This window comes from Pseudomonas sp. AC239 (assembly GCF_979258545.1).
Genome location: NZ_OZ409864.1, coordinates 1,891,683 through 1,909,741, shown reverse-complemented (window position 1 = coordinate 1,909,741; position 18,059 = coordinate 1,891,683). Strand labels below are relative to the sequence as shown.

Annotated in this window: 15 protein-coding genes; 13 read left to right on the top strand and 2 right to left on the bottom strand. The window is 60.3% G+C overall.

Annotated features, from left to right (window positions below; genetic code table 11):
* Positions 1–29: 29 nt before the first annotated feature.
* From ACZ0AZ_RS08865 to ACZ0AZ_RS08840, 6 genes are all read left to right on the top strand, one after another.
* Positions 30–455: a F0F1 ATP synthase subunit epsilon gene (locus tag ACZ0AZ_RS08865; protein ID WP_016772407.1), complete on the top strand. Its 426-nt coding sequence runs from the start codon at positions 30–32 to the stop codon at positions 453–455.
* Positions 456–573: 118 nt separating this feature from the next.
* A complete protein-coding gene (gene glmU / locus ACZ0AZ_RS08860) occupies positions 574–1,941 on the top strand; it encodes a bifunctional UDP-N-acetylglucosamine diphosphorylase/glucosamine-1-phosphate N-acetyltransferase GlmU (protein WP_129998015.1) in 1,368 nt (455 codons plus the stop codon).
* 209 nt (positions 1,942–2,150) lie between these two features.
* Positions 2,151–2,927, top strand: coding sequence for a DeoR/GlpR family DNA-binding transcription regulator (locus ACZ0AZ_RS08855; RefSeq protein WP_129998014.1), 777 nt, complete (start codon positions 2,151–2,153; stop codon positions 2,925–2,927).
* 2 nt (positions 2,928–2,929) lie between these two features.
* Entirely contained in the window at positions 2,930–4,762 is a 1,833-nt protein-coding gene (gene glmS, locus ACZ0AZ_RS08850; RefSeq protein ID WP_129998013.1) for a glutamine--fructose-6-phosphate transaminase (isomerizing), read from the top strand.
* A gap of 75 nt (positions 4,763–4,837) precedes the next feature.
* Positions 4,838–5,764, top strand: coding sequence for a LysR family transcriptional regulator (locus ACZ0AZ_RS08845; protein ID WP_463537230.1), 927 nt, complete (start codon positions 4,838–4,840; stop codon positions 5,762–5,764).
* A gap of 104 nt (positions 5,765–5,868) precedes the next feature.
* Positions 5,869–6,495 (top strand): glutathione S-transferase family protein, encoded by a 627-nt coding sequence (locus ACZ0AZ_RS08840; RefSeq protein WP_039757221.1) that lies wholly within the window; start codon positions 5,869–5,871, stop codon positions 6,493–6,495.
* On the opposite strand, the gene ACZ0AZ_RS08835 is transcribed toward ACZ0AZ_RS08840, so the two are convergent.
* Positions 6,478–7,914: a glycosyltransferase family 4 protein gene (locus tag ACZ0AZ_RS08835; protein WP_129998011.1), complete on the bottom strand. Its 1,437-nt coding sequence runs from the start codon at positions 7,912–7,914 to the stop codon at positions 6,478–6,480. The genes ACZ0AZ_RS08840 and ACZ0AZ_RS08835 overlap by 18 nt on opposite strands.
* Before the next feature lie 525 nt (positions 7,915–8,439).
* On the opposite strand from ACZ0AZ_RS08835, the gene ACZ0AZ_RS08830 reads away from it, so the two are divergent.
* The 6 genes from ACZ0AZ_RS08830 to ACZ0AZ_RS08805 all read left to right on the top strand — a co-directional run bounded on the left by ACZ0AZ_RS08830 (position 8,440) and on the right by ACZ0AZ_RS08805 (position 16,726).
* Positions 8,440–10,017 (top strand): glycosyltransferase, encoded by a 1,578-nt coding sequence (locus ACZ0AZ_RS08830; protein WP_463537229.1) that lies wholly within the window; start codon positions 8,440–8,442, stop codon positions 10,015–10,017.
* Complete coding sequence (locus ACZ0AZ_RS08825; RefSeq protein WP_463537228.1) at positions 10,011–11,312, top strand: glycosyltransferase; 1,302 nt, start codon at positions 10,011–10,013, stop codon at positions 11,310–11,312. Before ACZ0AZ_RS08830 ends, ACZ0AZ_RS08825 begins: the two co-directional genes overlap by 7 nt.
* Positions 11,309–12,463: an acyltransferase family protein gene (locus ACZ0AZ_RS08820; RefSeq protein ID WP_129998009.1), complete on the top strand. Its 1,155-nt coding sequence runs from the start codon at positions 11,309–11,311 to the stop codon at positions 12,461–12,463. The genes ACZ0AZ_RS08825 and ACZ0AZ_RS08820 overlap by 4 nt, the downstream gene beginning before the upstream one ends.
* On the top strand, positions 12,457–13,284 hold the full coding sequence (locus ACZ0AZ_RS08815; RefSeq protein WP_039757225.1) for a class I SAM-dependent methyltransferase: 828 nt from the start codon (positions 12,457–12,459) through the stop codon (positions 13,282–13,284). The genes ACZ0AZ_RS08820 and ACZ0AZ_RS08815 overlap by 7 nt, the downstream gene beginning before the upstream one ends.
* Before the next feature lie 135 nt (positions 13,285–13,419).
* Positions 13,420–14,604, top strand: coding sequence for a DUF3142 domain-containing protein (locus ACZ0AZ_RS08810; protein WP_463537227.1), 1,185 nt, complete (start codon positions 13,420–13,422; stop codon positions 14,602–14,604).
* Positions 14,591–16,726 carry a hypothetical protein gene (locus ACZ0AZ_RS08805; protein ID WP_463537226.1) on the top strand — a complete coding sequence of 712 codons (2,136 nt, stop codon included), beginning with the start codon at positions 14,591–14,593 and terminating at the stop codon, positions 16,724–16,726. Before ACZ0AZ_RS08810 ends, ACZ0AZ_RS08805 begins: the two co-directional genes overlap by 14 nt.
* Here the strand turns inward: ACZ0AZ_RS08805 and ACZ0AZ_RS08800 are convergent.
* On the bottom strand, positions 16,723–17,352 hold the full coding sequence (locus ACZ0AZ_RS08800) for a LysE family translocator (RefSeq protein ID WP_039757229.1): 630 nt from the start codon (positions 17,350–17,352) through the stop codon (positions 16,723–16,725). The genes ACZ0AZ_RS08805 and ACZ0AZ_RS08800 overlap by 4 nt on opposite strands.
* Before the next feature lie 144 nt (positions 17,353–17,496).
* Here ACZ0AZ_RS08800 and ACZ0AZ_RS08795 point away from each other — a divergent pair, with 144 nt between their 5' ends.
* Positions 17,497–17,970: an Lrp/AsnC family transcriptional regulator gene (locus tag ACZ0AZ_RS08795; RefSeq protein ID WP_122612807.1), complete on the top strand. Its 474-nt coding sequence runs from the start codon at positions 17,497–17,499 to the stop codon at positions 17,968–17,970.
* The last annotated feature ends 89 nt before the right edge of the window (positions 17,971–18,059 follow it).

The window sequence follows — 18,059 nt, the reverse complement described above, 5'->3', positions numbered from 1 at the left end:
CGGGCGCTAATTTAGGTTGAGGCAATCAGATGGCTATGACAGTCCATTGCGATATCGTCAGCGCGGAAGGGGAAATCTTTTCCGGCCTGGTCGAGATGGTGATTGCGCACGGTGCACTGGGTGATCTTGGTATCGCTCTGGGTCACGCGCCGCTGATCACTAATCTCAAGCCGGGTCCGATCCGCCTGATCAAGCAAGGCGGGGAAGCCGAGGTGTTCTACATCTCCGGTGGTTTCCTCGAGGTTCAGCCGAACATGGTCAAGGTACTTGCCGATACCGTGCAACGTGCCGCCGACCTGGATGAAGCTCAGGCTCAGGCAGCTCTCAAGGCTGCCGAGAATGCCCTGAACGAAAAAGGCGCGGACTTCGATTACGGCGCCGCTGCCACTCGTCTGGCCGAGGCTGCAGCCCAGCTGCGCACCGTCCAGCAGATCCGCAAGAAGTTTGGCGGTTAATCCGTCAGCCGCTTGTTGTGCGATTGATAAAAAAGGGTAGCCTCGGCTACCCTTTTTTCTTTTCCGAATTCCCACAAACCGGTCGCAGTCGCTGACCACCCAGGATTGGTAGCCAGTCATGTCTCTCGAAATCGTTATCCTCGCGGCCGGTCAAGGCACTCGCATGCGCTCGGCGCTGCCCAAGGTGCTGCACCCGATTGCCGGCAACTCCATGCTTGGTCATGTTATCCACAGCGCCCGACAACTTGATCCACAACGCATCCACGTGGTGATCGGGCACGGTGCCGATGCGGTGCGGGAGCGTCTGGCAGCTGATGACCTGAATTTCGTGTTGCAGGACAAGCAACTGGGCACCGGCCATGCCACCGCTCAAGCGGTGCCGTTCATCGAAGCGGGCACCGTGCTAATCCTCTACGGCGATGTGCCGCTGATTGAAGTGGAAACCCTGCGACGTCTGCTCAAGCATGTCGTGCCCGGGCAGATGGGTTTGCTCACTGTTGAGCTGGATGACCCGACCGGTTACGGCCGCATCGTGCGTGATGCTGACGGCAAGGTCGCGGCAATCGTCGAGCACAAAGATGCCAGCGAAGCGCAACGTGCGATCACCGAAGGCAACACCGGCATCCTCGCTGTGCCGGCCGATCGCTTGGCTGACTGGATGAGTCGCCTGTCGAACAACAACGCGCAGGGCGAGTACTACCTCACCGACGTGATCGAAATGGCGGTCAGCGATGGTTTGGTCGTGGCTACCGAACAACCGCACGACCCGATGGAAGTGCAGGGCGCCAATGATCGCAAGCAGCTCTCTGAACTGGAACGTCATTACCAGTTGCGCGCCGGCCGTCGCCTGATGGCTCAAGGCGTCACCCTGCGCGACCCGGCGCGTTTCGATGTGCGTGGCGAAGTCAGCGTAGGCCGCGATGTACTGATCGATATCAACGTGATCCTTGAAGGCAAGGTGATCATTGAAGACGACGTACAGATCGGCCCGAACTGCGTGATCAAGGACAGTACCCTGCGCAAAGGCGTGGTTATCAAGGCCAACAGTCATATCGAAGGTGCCATTCTCGGTGAAGGCAGCGACGCCGGTCCCTTCGCGCGTTTGCGCCCGGGCACTGTGCTCGAAGCGCGCGCCCATGTGGGTAACTTCGTTGAGCTCAAAAATGCGCACATGGGCGAAGGTGCCAAGGCTGGGCATCTGACCTACCTGGGCGATGCCGAAATCGGCGCGCGCACCAACATCGGCGCTGGCACCATCACCTGCAACTACGATGGCGCCAACAAATGGAAAACTGTTTTGGGCGCGGATGTGTTCATCGGTTCCAACAACTCGCTGGTTGCCCCTGTGGATATCTCCAATGGTGCAACCACTGCGGCTGGCTCTACCATCACGCAAAATGTGGATAACGCTCAGCTGGCGGTTGGCCGAGCCCGTCAGAAGAACATCGATGGCTGGAAGCGCCCGGAAAAAATCAAAAAATCCTGATTTATCCACAATCCCCCTGTGGGAGCGAGCCTGCTCGCGAAGGCGTGGTTTCAGTCAACATCAATGTTGAATGAACAACCGCTTTCGCGAGCAAGCCCGCTCCCACACTCATTTCAATCTTTCTGAATTTTTCTCTCCGCGTCTTGACGGCAACCTTTCGATAGCGTTTCATTGCTTGCGTTATCTTTCGAAACGAAACTTAGGTCGCCATGTCCAAGCGCAATACTCCCCAGCGTCGTCATAACATCCTCGCCTTGCTCAATGAGCAGGGCGAAGTCAGTGTCGATGAGCTGGCCAAGCGTTTCGAAACTTCCGAAGTTACGATTCGCAAGGATCTCGCGGCGCTGGAAACCCATGGTCTGTTGCTGCGTCGTTACGGCGGTGCGATCACCATGCCGCAAGAACTGGTCGCAGAAGCGGCGCAGAGTATTTCCAAGTACAAGCAGGCGATCGCCCGCGCGGCGGTAAAACGCATCCGCGAACACGCGCGCATCATCATCGACAGCGGCAGCACCACTGCGGCGATGATTCCCGAACTGGGCCAGCAACCGGGCCTGGTGGTGATGACCAACTCGCTGCATGTCGCCAATGCCTTGAGCGAACTGGAACACGAGCCGGTATTGCTGATGACCGGCGGCACTTGGGATCCACACTCGGAATCCTTTCAGGGCCAGGTCGCCGAGCAGGTACTACGCTCCTACGACTTCGATCAACTGTTCATCGGCGCCGACGGCATCGATCTGGTTCGCGGCACTACCACATTCAATGAACTGCTCGGCCTCAGCCGGGTGATGGCCGACGTTGCGCGAGAAGTCATCGTCATGGTCGAGGCCGATAAGATCGGCCGCAAGATTCCCAACCTGGAGCTGCCCTGGAGCAGCATCCATACCCTCATTACCGATGATCGCCTGACCGTCGAGGCACGCGATCAGCTTCAGGCCCGCGGGATCACGTTGATCTGTGCGGCTGTCAGTCAGGAGAAATAACCATGTGTGGCATTGTCGGTGCAGTAGCTGAACGTAATATCACCGCCATCCTTCTTGAAGGCCTGAAGCGCCTCGAGTACCGCGGCTATGACAGCGCCGGTGTGGCGGTCTATACCAACGACCAGACCCTGGAACGCATGCGTCGTCCGGGCAAGGTCAGCGAGCTGGAAACCGCACTGGCCGAACAGCCGCTGACCGGCCGTCTCGGTATCGCCCACACCCGTTGGGCCACCCATGGCGCGCCGTGCGAGCGCAATGCTCACCCGCATTTTTCCGGCGACATTGCCGTGGTGCACAACGGCATCATCGAGAACCATGAAGCCCTGCGTGAGCAACTCAAAGCGTTGGGTTATGCGTTCAGCTCGGACACCGACACCGAAGTCATCGCCCACCTGCTGACCCATAAGCTCAAGGAACAACCAGACCTGACGGCCGCGCTCAAAGCGACCGTCAAAGAGCTGCACGGGGCTTACGGTCTGGCGGTGATCAATGCCCGACAACCGGATCGTCTGGTCGCCGCGCGCAGTGGCAGCCCTCTGGTGATTGGCCTGGGTCTGGGCGAAAACTTCCTCGCTTCCGACCAACTCGCTCTGCGTCAGGTCACTGACCGTTTCATGTACCTGGAAGAAGGCGATATCGCTGAAATCCGTCGCGACAATGTGCAGATCTGGGACATAAACGGCAATGCCGTCGAGCGCCAGACCGTGCAATACACCGACGGTGCCGAAGCCGCCGACAAGGGCGAGTTCCGCCACTACATGCTCAAGGAAATCCACGAGCAACCGACCGTGGTCCAGCGCACCCTCGAAGGTCGTCTGGGCAACAATCAGGTGTTGGTTGAGGCCTTCGGTCCGCAAGCCGCCGAGCTGTTCGCCAAAGTGCGCAATGTGCAGATCGTCGCCTGCGGCACCAGTTTTCACGCCGGCATGGTCGCGCGCTACTGGCTCGAGGAACTGGCCGGCATCCCGTGCCAGGTCGAAGTCGCCAGCGAATTCCGTTATCGCAAAGTAGTGGTGCAGCCGGACACGCTGTTCGTGACCATCTCGCAATCCGGCGAAACCGCTGACACCCTCGCGGCGCTGCGCAATGCCAAGGAGCTGGGCTTTCTCGCCAGCCTGGCCATCTGCAACGTCGGCATCAGCTCGCTGGTTCGTGAATCCGACCTGACCCTGTTGACCCAGGCCGGTCGCGAAATCGGCGTGGCCTCGACCAAAGCCTTCACTACGCAACTGGTCGGCCTGTTGCTGCTGACTTTGTCGCTGGGTCAGGTGCGCGGCACTCTGGCCAACGGCGTCGAAGCCACACTCGTCGAAGAACTGCGTCGCCTGCCGACCCGTCTCGGCGAAGCGCTGGCGATGGACAGCACCGTGGAAAAAATCGCCGAGCTGTTCGCCGAGAAAAACCACACTCTGTTTCTCGGCCGTGGCGCGCAATTCCCGGTGGCGATGGAAGGTGCTTTGAAGCTCAAGGAAATCTCCTACATCCACGCCGAGGCCTACCCGGCCGGCGAGCTAAAACATGGCCCGCTGGCACTTGTGGATAACGACATGCCGGTGGTCACCGTCGCGCCGAACAACGAACTTTTGGAGAAGCTCAAGTCCAATTTGCAGGAAGTCCGCGCCCGTGGCGGTGAGCTGATTGTGTTTGCCGACGTCAAGGCCGCGATGACCAATGGCGAAGGCACTCACGTAGTGCAGATGCCACACATTCACGACATTCTTTCACCGATCCTTTATACGATCCCACTGCAACTGCTGTCGTATTACGTTGCCGTGCTCAAGGGCACCGACGTCGATCAACCGCGTAATCTGGCGAAATCGGTCACTGTGGAATAAGTTATCCACCGTTGATCTACGCTCCCACAATCGCAGCCTCGGCTGCGATTGTCGTATCCGCCACCGAGGAATCCCATGGACCGCTTTCAGGAAATGCAGATCTTCGTTGTCGTTGCCCAGGAGCAAGGCTTTTCGGCGGCGTCGCGGCGTCTGGGTCTGTCGGCGGCAAGTGTCACGCGGGCGGTGGCGGCGCTGGAGCAGCACATTGGTACGCAGTTGCTGGTGCGCACTACGCGCACCGTGCATCTCACCGAAGCCGGGCAGCGATACTGCGATGACTGCCGGCGGATTCTCGCCGAAGTGCAGGAGGCCGAGGATTCGGCGGCAGGCAGCCATGCCTTGCCCCGTGGGCAATTGACGATTACTGCGCCGGTGTTGTTTGGCGATCTTTTTGTCACGCCAGTGATGGCCGATTACCTCTGTCGTTACCCCGATGTGTCGATCAACGCGCTGTTGCTGGATCGGGTCGTCAATATGGTCGAGGAGGGCATCGATGTTGCGGTGCGCATCGGTGAGTTGCCGGACAGCAATCAACATGCGATTCGTGTCGGGGAAGTGCGACGGGTGATTTGCGCTTCGCCGACGTTTCTGGCTGAACACGGCCGACCGGAGCATCCCCAGGCCCTGGCCGCGCTGCCGGTGGTGGCGACATCCGCGATAGGCCAGCAACGTAACTGGCCGTTTCTCGACGGCGGTGAAGCCTTCAGCGTGCGCACCGAACCGCGCCTGACCGTCACGGCCAATCAGTCGGCGATCACCGCCGCGCGCAAAGGCCTGGGCCTGACGCGAGTGCTGTCCTATCAAGTGGCGGACAAGGTGGCGGCGGGCGAGCTGGAAATCGTCCTCGCCGAGTTTGAGTTGCCGCCGTTGCCGATTCATGTGGTGTATCAGGGCGGGCGCAAGGCGCCGGCGCGGATTCGCAGTTTTGTCGACTTCGCCGTGAAGGCGCTGCGTGAGCATCCGGCCTTGAGCGCTGCGGCGTTATTGCACGAGATGAAATAATCGATTGCAGCGGCTGGTTATTCTGTTGTTCCGGCAACCCATGGATGATGACGCTATCGGCGCGCTCATCCCCGTAGCGACGTCACTTTCCAGCGGAGTCGACCATGCAAGCGATCAAACTCTACAACTTCCCACGTTCCGGCCATGCCCATCGCGTCGAGTTGATGCTGTCGCTGCTGCAACTGCCGACCGAGCTGATCTTCGTCGATCTGGCCAAGGGTGAGCACAAGCAGCCGCAGTACCTGGCGATCAACAGCTTCGGCCAAGTGCCGGCGATTGATGACAACGGCGTGGTGCTGGCCGATTCCAACGCGATTCTGGTTTATCTGGCGCAGAAGTATGGCAACGGTCGCTGGCTGCCGACCGACCCGGTGGGCGCAGCCCATGTGCAGCGCTGGCTGTCGGCGGCGGCGGGACCGATCGCATTTGGCCCGGCGGCGGCGCGCCTGATCACGGTGTTCGGTGCGCAACTGAATGCCGAGGAGGTCATTGGCCGTGCGCACAACCTGCTCAAGGTCATGGAGCTGGAATTGGGCAAGACAGCGTATCTGGCGGGCGAAAAGCCGACCATCGCTGACGTGTCTGCCTACAGCTACATTGCCCACGCGCCGGAGGGCAATGTCTCGCTGGATGACTACGCCAACGTTCGCGCCTGGCTGGCGCGGATCGAAGCGTTGCCGGGTTTTGTCGCGATGCCGCGTACGGTGGCCGGGCTACAGAAAACTGCCTGACGGACGCAGTCGCGGATATTCGCCAAGCCCCGGCGGCTCATCTACCGCTTCACTTGCGCTCTCGCGGGTAACGCCGGCTTGCGTGGCCTGTCCCGCAAGGACGCGTCGCGCAATGCGCTCGACCAGTTGCTGACTTGCTTCGCGCCAGTCAATCCAGCGCCATTCGTTGACATCCTTGCTGGCAGGGAACTGGCCGCTGGCCTCGAAGGCCTTGATCAGGTCGGTCAGGCTTTGCGGCTCCTGCAGATCGAAATAGGCCATGAACTCGCCGCCTATTTCACGAAAGGCCGCGATGTCACTTCCCATGGCCGGCAAGCCTCGTTGCATGGCTTCTACCAGAGGCAGGCCGAAACCTTCGACAAATGACGGAAAGACCAATGAGCTGGCTCGCGTATAAGCATGCTCGAGGCTGGTGTCGCTCAGGTTGTTGAACATGAACAGGCGTCGGTTGAGCTCGGGATGATGCCGTATTCGCGATAGCAACTCGTCGCACTTCCAGCCGATGCGCCCTGCGATGCATAGCCTGGCGCCGGAACCGCCCGCCCAGGCACGCTCGAAAGCATCGAGCAGATACGCATGGTTCTTGCGCGGTTCGATCGTGCTGACCATCAGGAAAACCGGGCCGGGTGCCTCGAACATTTGGTGCAAAGCGGGTTCCACTGCTGCTGCCGAATTGTGCAAGTCCAGCTCGGAGCCCAAATGAAAGTAGTCGAACCAGCGCTTTTCAGCCTGCGCGGGGCCGAGTCGGCGCTGCAGTTCATGGCGCACCTCGTCGCGCACAGTGGCGGAAATGGCCATGTAACCGTCGGCAGTGCGGCACACCCAGTCAAACCACTCACTGAACACCTGCGCGGGCCGGGCTTCGTAGAAATGGGGATGCGTCAGGGGAATGAGGTCATAGATCACCGCAATGATTGCGACGCCTTCGCGCTTGAGCCGTTCGACATGGGGAAAGAAATCCGAATGCCACGACGAGTCCAGCAACACCAGTTGATCATCAGGCTGGTGCTGCAACGGTGAACAGCGCTTGAGTAACTGGAAATGCCGCAGGCGGGTGAACAATCGCAGCGGCACACCAAATACGGCGAATGAGGTCAGGCGATACGCCACATACAGCGCCCTCCGTGTCAGCTTCGACGGGCATTTGGCGTCGCGGCGTTGATGCCATTGCCAGAAGCGATGAGCGAGGCGTTCCAGGCGATCAGCGAATGTCGCGAGGGCGTTGAACACCGGCGTGTTCAGGGGCGCCAGGCGCAAGACCCGATAGAGCTGGCCATTGAGCAATACCACCGGTATGCACTCGCTATCACCAACACTGGAGGTCAGTTTGTTAATGACATTGCGCACCACCCGCTGAATCCCCGAATTGAGTTTCGGGTGGTTGAATACGTGTGTGCACTCCACCAACAGTCGAGTCATAGCGCGCGCTCCGAGTTCGCCGCTCCTGCGGACACCAAACTTAGGCGCGGAGAGTGATGCGCGAAACTGGCGAGACCCGTGACAAGCAGGCAATTTTTCAAAACCACGACCCCTTGGGCTGATCTTTCGCCATTTCCTACACGCGGTGTAGAAGGGGCTGTCAGACCGAGAGAAAAACCCGGTAGGACAACAGGCGAAACAGTTGTTGTATTTGTTCTGCGATCAATCTGTGCCAATTGCACGACAATTTCAACAGGCCAAACCGTGACCGGTCAGTTCTGGATAGCGTAGACCGATTTATTCACGCGGGACGGTTCCCGAACCCTCGATGGATGTGTTTAGAATGCCCCTTGTCGCGATAATCCGAACGGTGTTTCGGGGGTTGCGGCGCAGAGTGAAACTGACCACTAAAACAAGAACTAAGACGTGCCTGATGAAGGACGCGTGCCGGTACTACCGGGCCGATCCAGTATCTGGTCGTCACAGCATGAAGTTGCCGGTATGGCTGCTTTATCGTGGGATGCCATGAATTTCATTCTTTACTCAGACGTCAACGACAACTCCATCGGCCAGAGTCTTGGTCGTCCCGAATACAGTTATTACTTTGTGCTCAAGGCTTATCGTCCATTGTTGGAAAGCCTCGGTCGTGTGCACGTCGTTTCCACGGTGGCAGAAGTCGACCCGCTCTATCGGCGACTGCTCGCCGCTGGCGAAGACAGCGTATTCCTGTCGTTCGCCCCTCCGCAGAAAACCCCGGCCGATCTTCATTGCCCGACGATGTGCGTCGTGGCGTGGGAGTTCGATTCGATTCCCGACGAACAGTGGGACAACGACCCACGCCAGGACTGGACGCAAATGCTCGCGCGCCAGGGCCGGGTTATCACCTTATCGAGCCACACTGCCCGGGCGATCCGGCGAGCCATGGGTGAGGATTTTCCGGTGCTGGTGTTGCCGACAGCGCTATGGGAAAAGTTTTCCGATATTCGTCAGGCGCATGTCCCGACATCGATCAACGCGGGCGCAACCTTGGCGATCAAAGGCTGTATTTTCGATAGCCGCGAACTCGACTTGTCGGCCGATGCGCTGATCCCCGCTCCGTTGACGCCTGAAGAAGAGGCTGCGCTGGCGGCTGAAATAGAAGCCGCGCGTCCACCGCCGCTGACACTCAAGCGCCGGTTCGTCATCGCCCGGCACTATCTGCGCCTGTGGGCACTGGATCTCGGGCGTGACCTGGCAGAGCCGGTCCCAAGGGTAAAATACCTGCAGAACTGGTACTGGGAAGGGGTTCGTGATCGCGTTCCCGACAACCTTCACGCTTGGCTCGAGCAACGTCTGCCCGCCATTTGCGGCGCGCAACCGATTCTGGTCAGCGAACCACCGCCGCTGGACCTGCCGGCCACCGACCGCATCGTTGAAACCCGTGTCGACGGTGTGGTGTACGTTTCGGTGTTCAATCCCAAGGATGGCCGCAAGAACTGGCATCAACTGATTACCGCGTTTTGCTGGGCATTTCGCGAGCAGCCAGACGCGACCCTGGTGGTCAAGATCACCCAGAACGATCTGGCCTTGTATTACAGCGAATTGATGACGTTGCTCGCGCAGCTCAGCCCGTTCGCTTGCCGCGTTGTGGTGATGCACGGCTACCTTGACGACGCGCAGTATGCCGAGCTCTACAAGGCGGCGACGTTCTACGTCAATGCCTCGCGCTGCGAAGGTTTGTGCCTGCCGTTGATGGAATTCATGTCCAGCGGCAAACCGGTGATCGCGCCTGCCCATACGGCCATGGAGGATTACATCGACGAGTCGGTGGCATTCGTGGTCAGGTCCAGCGAAGAGTTGACGATCTGGCCCCAGGACACGCGGATTATTTACCGCACCCTGCGCTACCGACCGGACTGGGGTTCGCTGAAAAGCGCCTACGAAAACAGTTACCGTATGGCCACTGCGCACCCGCAGGATTACCAGCGGATGTCGGCCGCCGCCATCGAGCGGATGCACGATTACTGTGCGTTCGCGCCATTGCAGACACGCCTGGCGGATTTTTTCGCGCTGGCTCCCAAGGCCGCTGATATCGAGCCTGTTCTGGATAACGCCTCATGCTGATCATCATTCATTCTGAAACCAATCAGCACACCATTACGCAAAATCTGGGGCGGTCGGAGTACAGCTATTACTTCGTGCTCAAGGAACATCGACCGGTTCTCGAACGAATCGGGCGCGTTATCGAAGTGGCTGATCCGCTGACGCAAGTCGACGCGCTCTATGGCGAATGCCTGGCGCGAGGCGAGCCTTGTGTATTCCTCTCGTTTTCGCCACCGCACCGCACTCCAGTCGATCTGGCGTGTCCGACCGTGCCGGTGTTTGCCTGGGAATTCAGCACGATCCCCAACGAGCCGTTCGCCGGTGAGCCACGCAACGACTGGCGCAGCGTTTTGCACGCCTGCGGAGCGGCTGTCACCCATTCCAGTTATACCGTCGCTGCGGTCCGCGAAGCCATGTCCGCGGACTACCCGATCAGCGCCATCCCGGCGCCGGTCTGGGACCGCTTCGCCGCACGCGGGATGCAAGCACAGGATCATTGCGCTGCCGAGCCGCTGCGCTTGACGATCAAAGGGCTGGTGGCCGACAGCCGTCAGCTCGACTTGAATGCCTTCGCCCCAGAGCATTTGCGCAGCGGCGAGGGCATTGATTTTGCCGCACCGGTGACCGAGCAGACCCTGTCCCTTGAGGGCGTGGTGTATACGTCAGTGTTCAATCCCGGCGATGGCCGCAAGAACTGGGAGGACATGCTCAGCGCGTTCTGTGTGAGCTTTCGCGAAGTCGAAGACGCTACCCTGGTGCTGAAACTGACACACTTCGATGCTGAAGAGGCGCTGGCTGACATCCTCCATCATTTGTACAAAAACCAGTCCTATCGGTGCCGTATCGTGTTGATTCACGGTTATCTCGCCGATCCGGACTACGAGCGACTCGTGCAGGCGACTCGTTATGTCGTGAACACGTCCTACGGGGAAGGCCAGTGCCTGCCTCTGATGGAGTTCATGTCTTGCGGCAAGCCCGCAGTAGCGCCTCGAACCACGGCAATGATCGATTACCTGAGCGCTGAGAACGCGTTTCTGATCGAGTCCACCGACGAACTGACAGCCTGGCCGCACGATCCGCGCAAGGCATTTCGCACGCTGCGGTACGTGACCAACTGGGCATCATTATGTGAGGCCTACCGGGCCAGTTACGACGTTGCAAAAAATCAGCCGCAGCGTTATGCCGCGATGTCCGCACAAGCGGTCGACAGCCTGCAGGCTTTTTGCAGTCAGGCCGTGGCAGAGCAGCGCCTGCGGGCATTTCTTGCACAGTTGTTCGAACACCGTGCCGCTGCAGGGGAAGCCTGCCAAGCATGAACGGCAAGCGCATCATGGATATAGAAGTGCTGCGCGCCGTCGCCGTACTGGGAGTATTGTTCCATCACCTGCAGGGCAGTCTGTTCGCGGACCCGGTGCCTTTGCTGGAAAGCATTCACGGCAGTCTGCAAACGTGGTGGGGCGTCGATCTGTTTTTCGCCATCTCCGGTTTTGTCATCGCTCGCAGCCTGGTTCCGGCGTTGCAAGGTTGTACCAGTCGCCAGGAGTGTTGGCAGCAGACGCGCAACTTCTGGCTGCGCCGCGCCTTTCGCCTGCTGCCGTCGGCTTGGCTATGGCTCGCGCTGATGCTGCTGGCCTGTGTGTTCCTCAATCGCTCCGGCGCTTTCGGTACCTGGCATGCCAACGTGCAAGCGACCCTGGCCGGCGTGTTGCAATACGCCAATTTCCGTTTTGCCGACAGCTTCTTCCGATATGAATACGGCAGCAGTTTTGTCTACTGGAGCCTGGCGCTGGAGGAGCAGTTTTATCTGCTGTTTCCGCTGCTGATCCTGCTATTTCGCCAGCGCCTGGTCTGGGCGCTGCTGGCGCTGGTCGCGGTGCAGATTCTGACCGTGCGCACCCCGTTTTTGATGGTGGTGCGCACCGACGCGCTGGCCCTTGGCGTGCTGTTGGCGATGTGGAGCGCACGGCCCGGTTATCAGCGCTGGCAGCCAACCTGGCTGGCTCCACCGTGGGCGAGGATTTCAGCCTTCATCGCCATCGCATTGCTGCTCAGCTTCATGGCCACCGATCGTTTCACCTTCGCGCCTTATCGCATCGGTTCAATCGCCCTGCTCAGTGCCGTGCTGGTGTGGATCGCTTCATACAACCGCGATTACCTGGTGCCTGCCGGTGCGGTGCAACGGTTACTCGCGTGGATCGGCAGCCGCTCCTATGGCATTTATCTGATCCATATCCCGGCCTATCAACTGGTGCGTGAAGTGATTTTCCGTTTGCAGAGCGCCGGTTTGCCGAGTCCTGCCGGGCATCCGGTGTGCACGCTGTTGCTGGCGTGCGCACTTATCGTGTTGCTCAGTGAACTGAACTACCGCTTGATCGAAATGCCGATGCGCAACCGTGGCGCCGCGTTGGTCAAGCGCCTCGGCACGCCCCGATCCGCCCTTCCATCCACTGGAGCCACCTCATGCTGAGCCTTTTGAAGAAACTCACGAACGCCTCGCCGGCGCAGCCTGTTGCGGCGGTTGCCGAGAAGACCGACCCGTACATGCTCGGCCTGCACGATGCGATGCTCAGCGGCTGGTTCAATCAGCAAACCGGCGAACTGTTCACAGGGTTTCCGGTAAGCCCCGACGACACGCTGCTCGACGTCGGCTGCGGCGATGGCGGTAACGTGCATTTTTGCGGCACGCGCGGGGCGAAGATCATCATTGCCGATATCGATGCGGCCAAGGTTGAAGCCACCCGCCAGCGCTTGAGCGATACTCCGGCGCGCGATGTTGAGTGCCACGTCACCGATTGCAATCCGCTGCCGATTGCCGACGCCACGGCGACACGTGTGGTCTCGACGGAAGTGATCGAACATGTCGACGACCCTGCGCAGTTTCTCGCTGAGCTGGTACGGGTTGGAAAACCTGGCGCGTTGTACCTGCTCAGTGTGCCGCACCCGAGCTCCGAAGACCTGCAAAAGGACATCGCCGCACCCGAGTACTTCCAGAAACCCAATCACATACGCATCATCAGCGAAGAGCAGTTCAAGGCGATGGTCAGCGACGCCGGGCTGGAAATCATCAGCCATAGCCAATACGGCTTTTACTGGTCGATGTGGATGATGCTGTTCTGGGAAGCCAAGGTCGAATTCAGCAACCCGGATCACCCACTGCTCAATCACTGGGCCGACACGTGGCAAGCGGTACTCGACTCCCCGCGCGGGGCGCAGATCAAACAGGCGCTGGATGCGGTGGTGGCGAAGAGTCAAGTGATCATCGCGCGTAAACCAGCGGCATCCGTGTAGGAGCTGCGGCACGCTGCGATCTTTTGACCTGGAGTCTTGAAGCAAGATCAAAAGATCGCAGCCTCGTTTCACTCGTCAGCTCCTACGGGTTTTTTGTGTAACCTTGCGGCCTGTGGTCTCAGGGATTTTCAGGGTATGCGGTTTATCGTGGGTCTGTTTCTTGGCGTCTTGCTTGCGGGTTGCGAGCAACACGTCGCACCTGCCCTGGACCAGCAACTCTATGTCTGGCAGCGGCAATGGACGCCTGCCCATGAACCGGCGTTGCGCGACAGCCTCCATGGCTTCTCGACATTGCGCGTGCTGGCATTGCAGGCCTTTCCCGGCGAGCGGTGGAGCCGGGCGCGGGTTGATTCAGCCTTGTTGAAAGCCGATGGCCGCCCATTGATCGCAGTGATTCGCCTCGATGGCCAGCTGCAGTCGCTGGATGAAGAGCAGGTCACCGCACAGATTCTGCAGGTCATCGCTGATTGGCAGGGGCGAGGCCTCACGCTGAACGGTATCGAAATCGACCACGATGCCGGCAATGCACGGCTGCCGGCGTACGCTGAATTCCTCAAACACTTGCGCGCGGTTTTGCCGCCATCTCTACCTTTGAGCATCACCGCGCTTCCGGCCTGGCTCGATAGCGCGCAGTTGCCAGCACTTTTGCACAGCGTCGACAGCAGTGTGCTGCAAGTCCACGCCGTGAGCGATCCGCGACTGGGTCTGTTCGATCCCGAGCAGGCGTTGAAATGGGCCAAGGCCTGGGCCCGTATCAGCGACAAACCCTTCTATCTGGCGCTGCCAGCTTATGGCGTTGCGCTGTTGAGCGCTGACGGTGGCGCGCCGGTGGTGGAGAGTGAAGTACAACTGGAGCGCGGCGGGCAGCGCCGGGAGCTGCTTGCCGATCCGCTGCAACTCAGCCAACTGGGCAAGACCTTGCGCGAGGATCCACCCGAGCATCTGGCCGGGCTGATCTGGTTTCGCTTGCCGCTGGCCAACGATCGGCGCGCCTGGAGCCTCACCACTTTGCGTGCCGTGGCTCGTGGCGATGTGTTGAGCAGTCAGTTGCGCTTGTCATTCAAAGAGCAGGGCGGTCTCTATGACATCCAGCTCGAAAACCATGGCAATCTCGACAGCCCTTGGCCCGCGCAAATCACGCTCAAGGCGCAGGATTGTGCAGGCGCCGACGCGCTCGCCGGTTATGCATTGCAACAAAGCGCCAATCTGCTTACCTTCACCCGCCTGCGAGACGGCCGCTTGCCGGCGGGCGGGCAGCGCGCTGTCGGTTGGGCGCGTTGTGCACATATTGATCAAGGAGGTTCGCATGTTGACCCGTAACTGGCCCCGCCATCTGCTCTGCCTGAGCCTCAGCCTGCCGCTGGGTTCGGCGCTGGCCTGCGGCCCGGACTTCCCGATGCGCCTGCTCGACAATCGCGCACAGACCTTGGCCGATCTGCCCGAGGGCAGTTTCAGCTTCGAGGTCAGTCGCCTCGGTAAAACCATTGCCGGGCTGAAAAATGTCACTGCCGCGACCCATAACCCTAACGATTACGCTGAAGACAACGCGGCTGAGCTGGCGCGCGAACAGGCTGAACAAGTGGGCCTTAGCGCCGAGCAGCAAGCTTTGGTCAAGCGCCTGCGCGGGCTCAGCGATGCGCATCAGGCCGAGGAGCAGGGCACCAGTCTGCCGGCGGAAATCCGTTTGTACGTCGCCGGCGCCGTGGCCTTTGCCACCGGCGATCAGCAATTGGCCACAGAGTATTTCAACAAAGTGCTGGCGCTGCCGGCAGACCAGCGCCCGTTGCGCAGCACCTGGGCGGCGTATTCCCTGGGGCGCATCGCTTTTGCCCTGAGCAACGAGGCGCACGATCGTATCGAAGCGCTGGAACAGGCGCGTGATGCCTTTCGCCAGGCCCGGCAGTTGAGTATCGACGGCTTCAGCGATTCGCTGGAACTGGGCGTTGCCAGCCTCGGTGAGGAGGCGCGGGTGCTGCGCAGTGCCGGGGACTGGAGCGGCGCCATCGAACTGTACGAAGCACAGAACCTGCACGGTTCGGCCGTCGGTTACACCTCGCTCAAGCAACTGATGAACGAACTGGCCGAATTGCCGGAATCTCAGCTGGCGAAGCTGCTGCAGCAGCCAGCGGTGCAGCAACTGGTCACGGCATCGCTGGTCAGCCGTCAGGGCTGGTCATTTGGTGAGCAGCCGCCAAACGAGAAGAAACTGGTGACGCTGTTGCAGAACAGCACGCGTGGCAGCCTCGACAATGCCGATCGACTGGCGGCGATGAGTTATCAACAGGGCGACTACGCGTCCGCCAAGGCCTTTCTGGTAAACGCCGGCGACGGCGGGCTGGCCTGGTGGCTGCGGGCAAAACTCGCAGTGCGTGACGGCGATACGACTGCCGCTGCCGCCGCCTACGCCAAAGCCGCCCAGGCCTTCCCGCAAAACGAGGACTGGGGTTATCGCCGCACGCCGGACTGGGCGTTTGAGACGGTGCAGCCAAAATGTCGGGTCGAGGGCGAAAGCGCGATCCTGGCGCTGCAACGCGGCGAGTATTTGCAAGCCTTTGTGCGGTTGTATCGCAGCAATAGCCTTTACTGGTTCGATGCCGCGACAGTTGCCGAGCGCGTGCTGACGGTCGATGAGCTCAAGCGTTATGTCGATGAGAACGTGCCGGCGCCGCCGCCATTGACCCAACAGGAGCGCGACAACTATGTGCCGCTGTCGGCGGCCGCCAATCTGCGCAATCTGCTCGGTCGGCGCTTGCTGCGTGAGGGGCGTTACGAGGAAGCGGTCGCTTATTTCGCCAGTGACGATCTGCAGCACAAGGCCAGGCTGTATGGCGAGCAACGGCTCAAGGCCGACTCGGCGTGGTGGCCGAGCAAACGCGCCAGTGCGTTGTACAACGCCGCATGGACGGCGCGGGAGTGGGGCATGGACATCCTCGGTTATGAGATGGCGCCTGATTACGCCACCTTTGGCGGCAATTACACGCTGGAGAGCACGAAGCTGGATGTCGGCCCGCTGATTTCCACAGCGGAAGTGCAGCGCCAGCAGGCCAGCGCCGCGCAACCGGATCAGCGTTATCACTATCGTTTTGTCGCTACGGCATTGGCCAGTCGCGCCGCCGATAACCTGCCGCACACCAGTCAGGCGTTTGCGGCGGTGTTGTGCAACGCGGCCGGCTGGAACAGCAGCCTTGAAGACCAGAGTGCGCTGTACCAGCGCTACGTCAAGGAAGGTCCTTATGTGCTGTGGGCGGTGGACTTCGGTAATCAATGTCCTTACCCGGACTTCGAGAATGCTGACAAGCGCTACGTCACCCAGGTGACCGATGCTGTACGTGCGACGCTGCGGCCGTACAAGTGGCCGGTGCAGATTGGCGTCTTCGTCGTGGTCACGGCCATCGCGTTACTGCTCATTACCCGTCGTCAGCGCAAGGTACGCAAGGCTTAAGCCTGCTGAATGAAGCTCAGGCGCACGGCAAAACCAATCAACAGGCTGCCGAACAGCCATTGCTGAATGCGCTGTGCGGTCGGACTGTGTTGCAGCCAACGGCCCAGTGCCGCGCCGGTCATGGCGACAATACTGTCGAACAGCAGACCGACGCTGACCAGCACCAGGCCGAGCACGGCGAACTGTGTCAGCACCGGCGCGCCGTCGCTGACGATAAACTGTGGCAACAGCACCGAGCAGAACAGCAAAGCTTTGGGGTTGAGCAGGTTGGTCAGCAGGCCGCGCCGGATCGCTTGGCGCCACTGATACTCGGTAGGTGTCGGTTCTCCTGTTTGCAGGTTGGGAACCAGTGAGCTGCGAAAGCATTGAATGCCGATCCACAGCAGATACGCCGCACCCGCGATGCGCACCACGTCAAACGTCCACGGTGCCGTTTTGAACAGCGCCGCCAGCCCCAACGCCGCCAGGGCCACATGACAGGCGCGGGCGATGGCCAGGCCCAGCGCTGTGGCCAGCGCTGCACCGCGACCTTGCCGCGCGCCGGTTTGCAACAGCAGGATCATGTCCGGTCCCGGCAGTAGCAGAACCACAGCCAGCGTCAGGATAAACAGCCACAGACTTGCCACATCACACCCCTTTTCGATGTCGATTTACTCGGGCCAGTCTAGAGCGAGAGGGCAGGGCAGGTGCTTGCGTAGTCGGCTTCAAACCGTGGCGGGTTTGGCATAATCTGCTGGTTTCAATCGCCAGACTATCGGGATCTGCCAAAGATGAAACTCGACGCCTATGACCGCAAGATTCTCGCCGCGCTGCAACGCAACGGCCGCTTGAGCAATGTCGAGCTGGCCGAGGAAATCGGCCTGTCGGCCTCGCCGTGTCTGCGCCGGGTGCGCATGCTGGAAGAGGCGGGGGTGATTCGAGGCTACCAGGCCAATCTCGATCGCGATGAAGTCGGGCTGGGGCTGACGGTGTTTGTCGGGGTCAAGGTCGAGCGGCACAACGAAGAACGCGCCGAGGCTTTTTATGCCGCTGTTACTGCGCTGCCAGAGGTGGTCTCAGCATTTCTGGTGTCCGGCGAATCGGATTTCCTCTTGCAAGTGGTCGTCCCTGACTTGCGCGCTTATGACCGCTTTGTCAGTGCGCACCTCCTGAAACTGCCGGGGGTGAGCGATATTCGCAGCAACTTTGCCATTCATACGGTGAAAGCGCCGGGGGCGTTGCCGTTGGGGCATCTGCCGGTGTAGACCGGGTGGCACCATTCGCGAGCAGGCTCGCTCCCACAGGGGGAACGCATTCCAAAGTGGGAGCAAGCCTGCTCGCGAAGACGGCGGCA

What these genes read in the sequence shown, in the direction of transcription:
- glmS (WP_129998013.1), top strand. Translation starts at nt 2,930, where the DNA reads ATGTGTGGCATTGTCGGTGCAGTAGCTGAACGTAATATCACCGCCATC.
- ACZ0AZ_RS08830 (WP_463537229.1), top strand. Translation starts at nt 8,440, where the DNA reads ATGAATTTCATTCTTTACTCAGACGTCAACGACAACTCCATCGGCCAG.
- ACZ0AZ_RS08795 (WP_122612807.1), top strand. Translation starts at nt 17,497, where the DNA reads ATGAAACTCGACGCCTATGACCGCAAGATTCTCGCCGCGCTGCAACGC.
- ACZ0AZ_RS08840 (WP_039757221.1), top strand. Translation starts at nt 5,869, where the DNA reads ATGCAAGCGATCAAACTCTACAACTTCCCACGTTCCGGCCATGCCCAT.
- ACZ0AZ_RS08855 (WP_129998014.1), top strand. Translation starts at nt 2,151, where the DNA reads ATGTCCAAGCGCAATACTCCCCAGCGTCGTCATAACATCCTCGCCTTG.
- ACZ0AZ_RS08835 (WP_129998011.1), bottom strand. Translation starts at nt 7,914, where the DNA reads ATGACTCGACTGTTGGTGGAGTGCACACACGTATTCAACCACCCGAAA.
- ACZ0AZ_RS08820 (WP_129998009.1), top strand. Translation starts at nt 11,309, where the DNA reads ATGAACGGCAAGCGCATCATGGATATAGAAGTGCTGCGCGCCGTCGCC.
- glmU (WP_129998015.1), top strand. Translation starts at nt 574, where the DNA reads ATGTCTCTCGAAATCGTTATCCTCGCGGCCGGTCAAGGCACTCGCATG.
- ACZ0AZ_RS08845 (WP_463537230.1), top strand. Translation starts at nt 4,838, where the DNA reads ATGGACCGCTTTCAGGAAATGCAGATCTTCGTTGTCGTTGCCCAGGAG.
- ACZ0AZ_RS08815 (WP_039757225.1), top strand. Translation starts at nt 12,457, where the DNA reads ATGCTGAGCCTTTTGAAGAAACTCACGAACGCCTCGCCGGCGCAGCCT.
- ACZ0AZ_RS08805 (WP_463537226.1), top strand. Translation starts at nt 14,591, where the DNA reads ATGTTGACCCGTAACTGGCCCCGCCATCTGCTCTGCCTGAGCCTCAGC.
- ACZ0AZ_RS08865 (WP_016772407.1), top strand. Translation starts at nt 30, where the DNA reads ATGGCTATGACAGTCCATTGCGATATCGTCAGCGCGGAAGGGGAAATC.
- ACZ0AZ_RS08810 (WP_463537227.1), top strand. Translation starts at nt 13,420, where the DNA reads ATGCGGTTTATCGTGGGTCTGTTTCTTGGCGTCTTGCTTGCGGGTTGC.
- ACZ0AZ_RS08825 (WP_463537228.1), top strand. Translation starts at nt 10,011, where the DNA reads ATGCTGATCATCATTCATTCTGAAACCAATCAGCACACCATTACGCAA.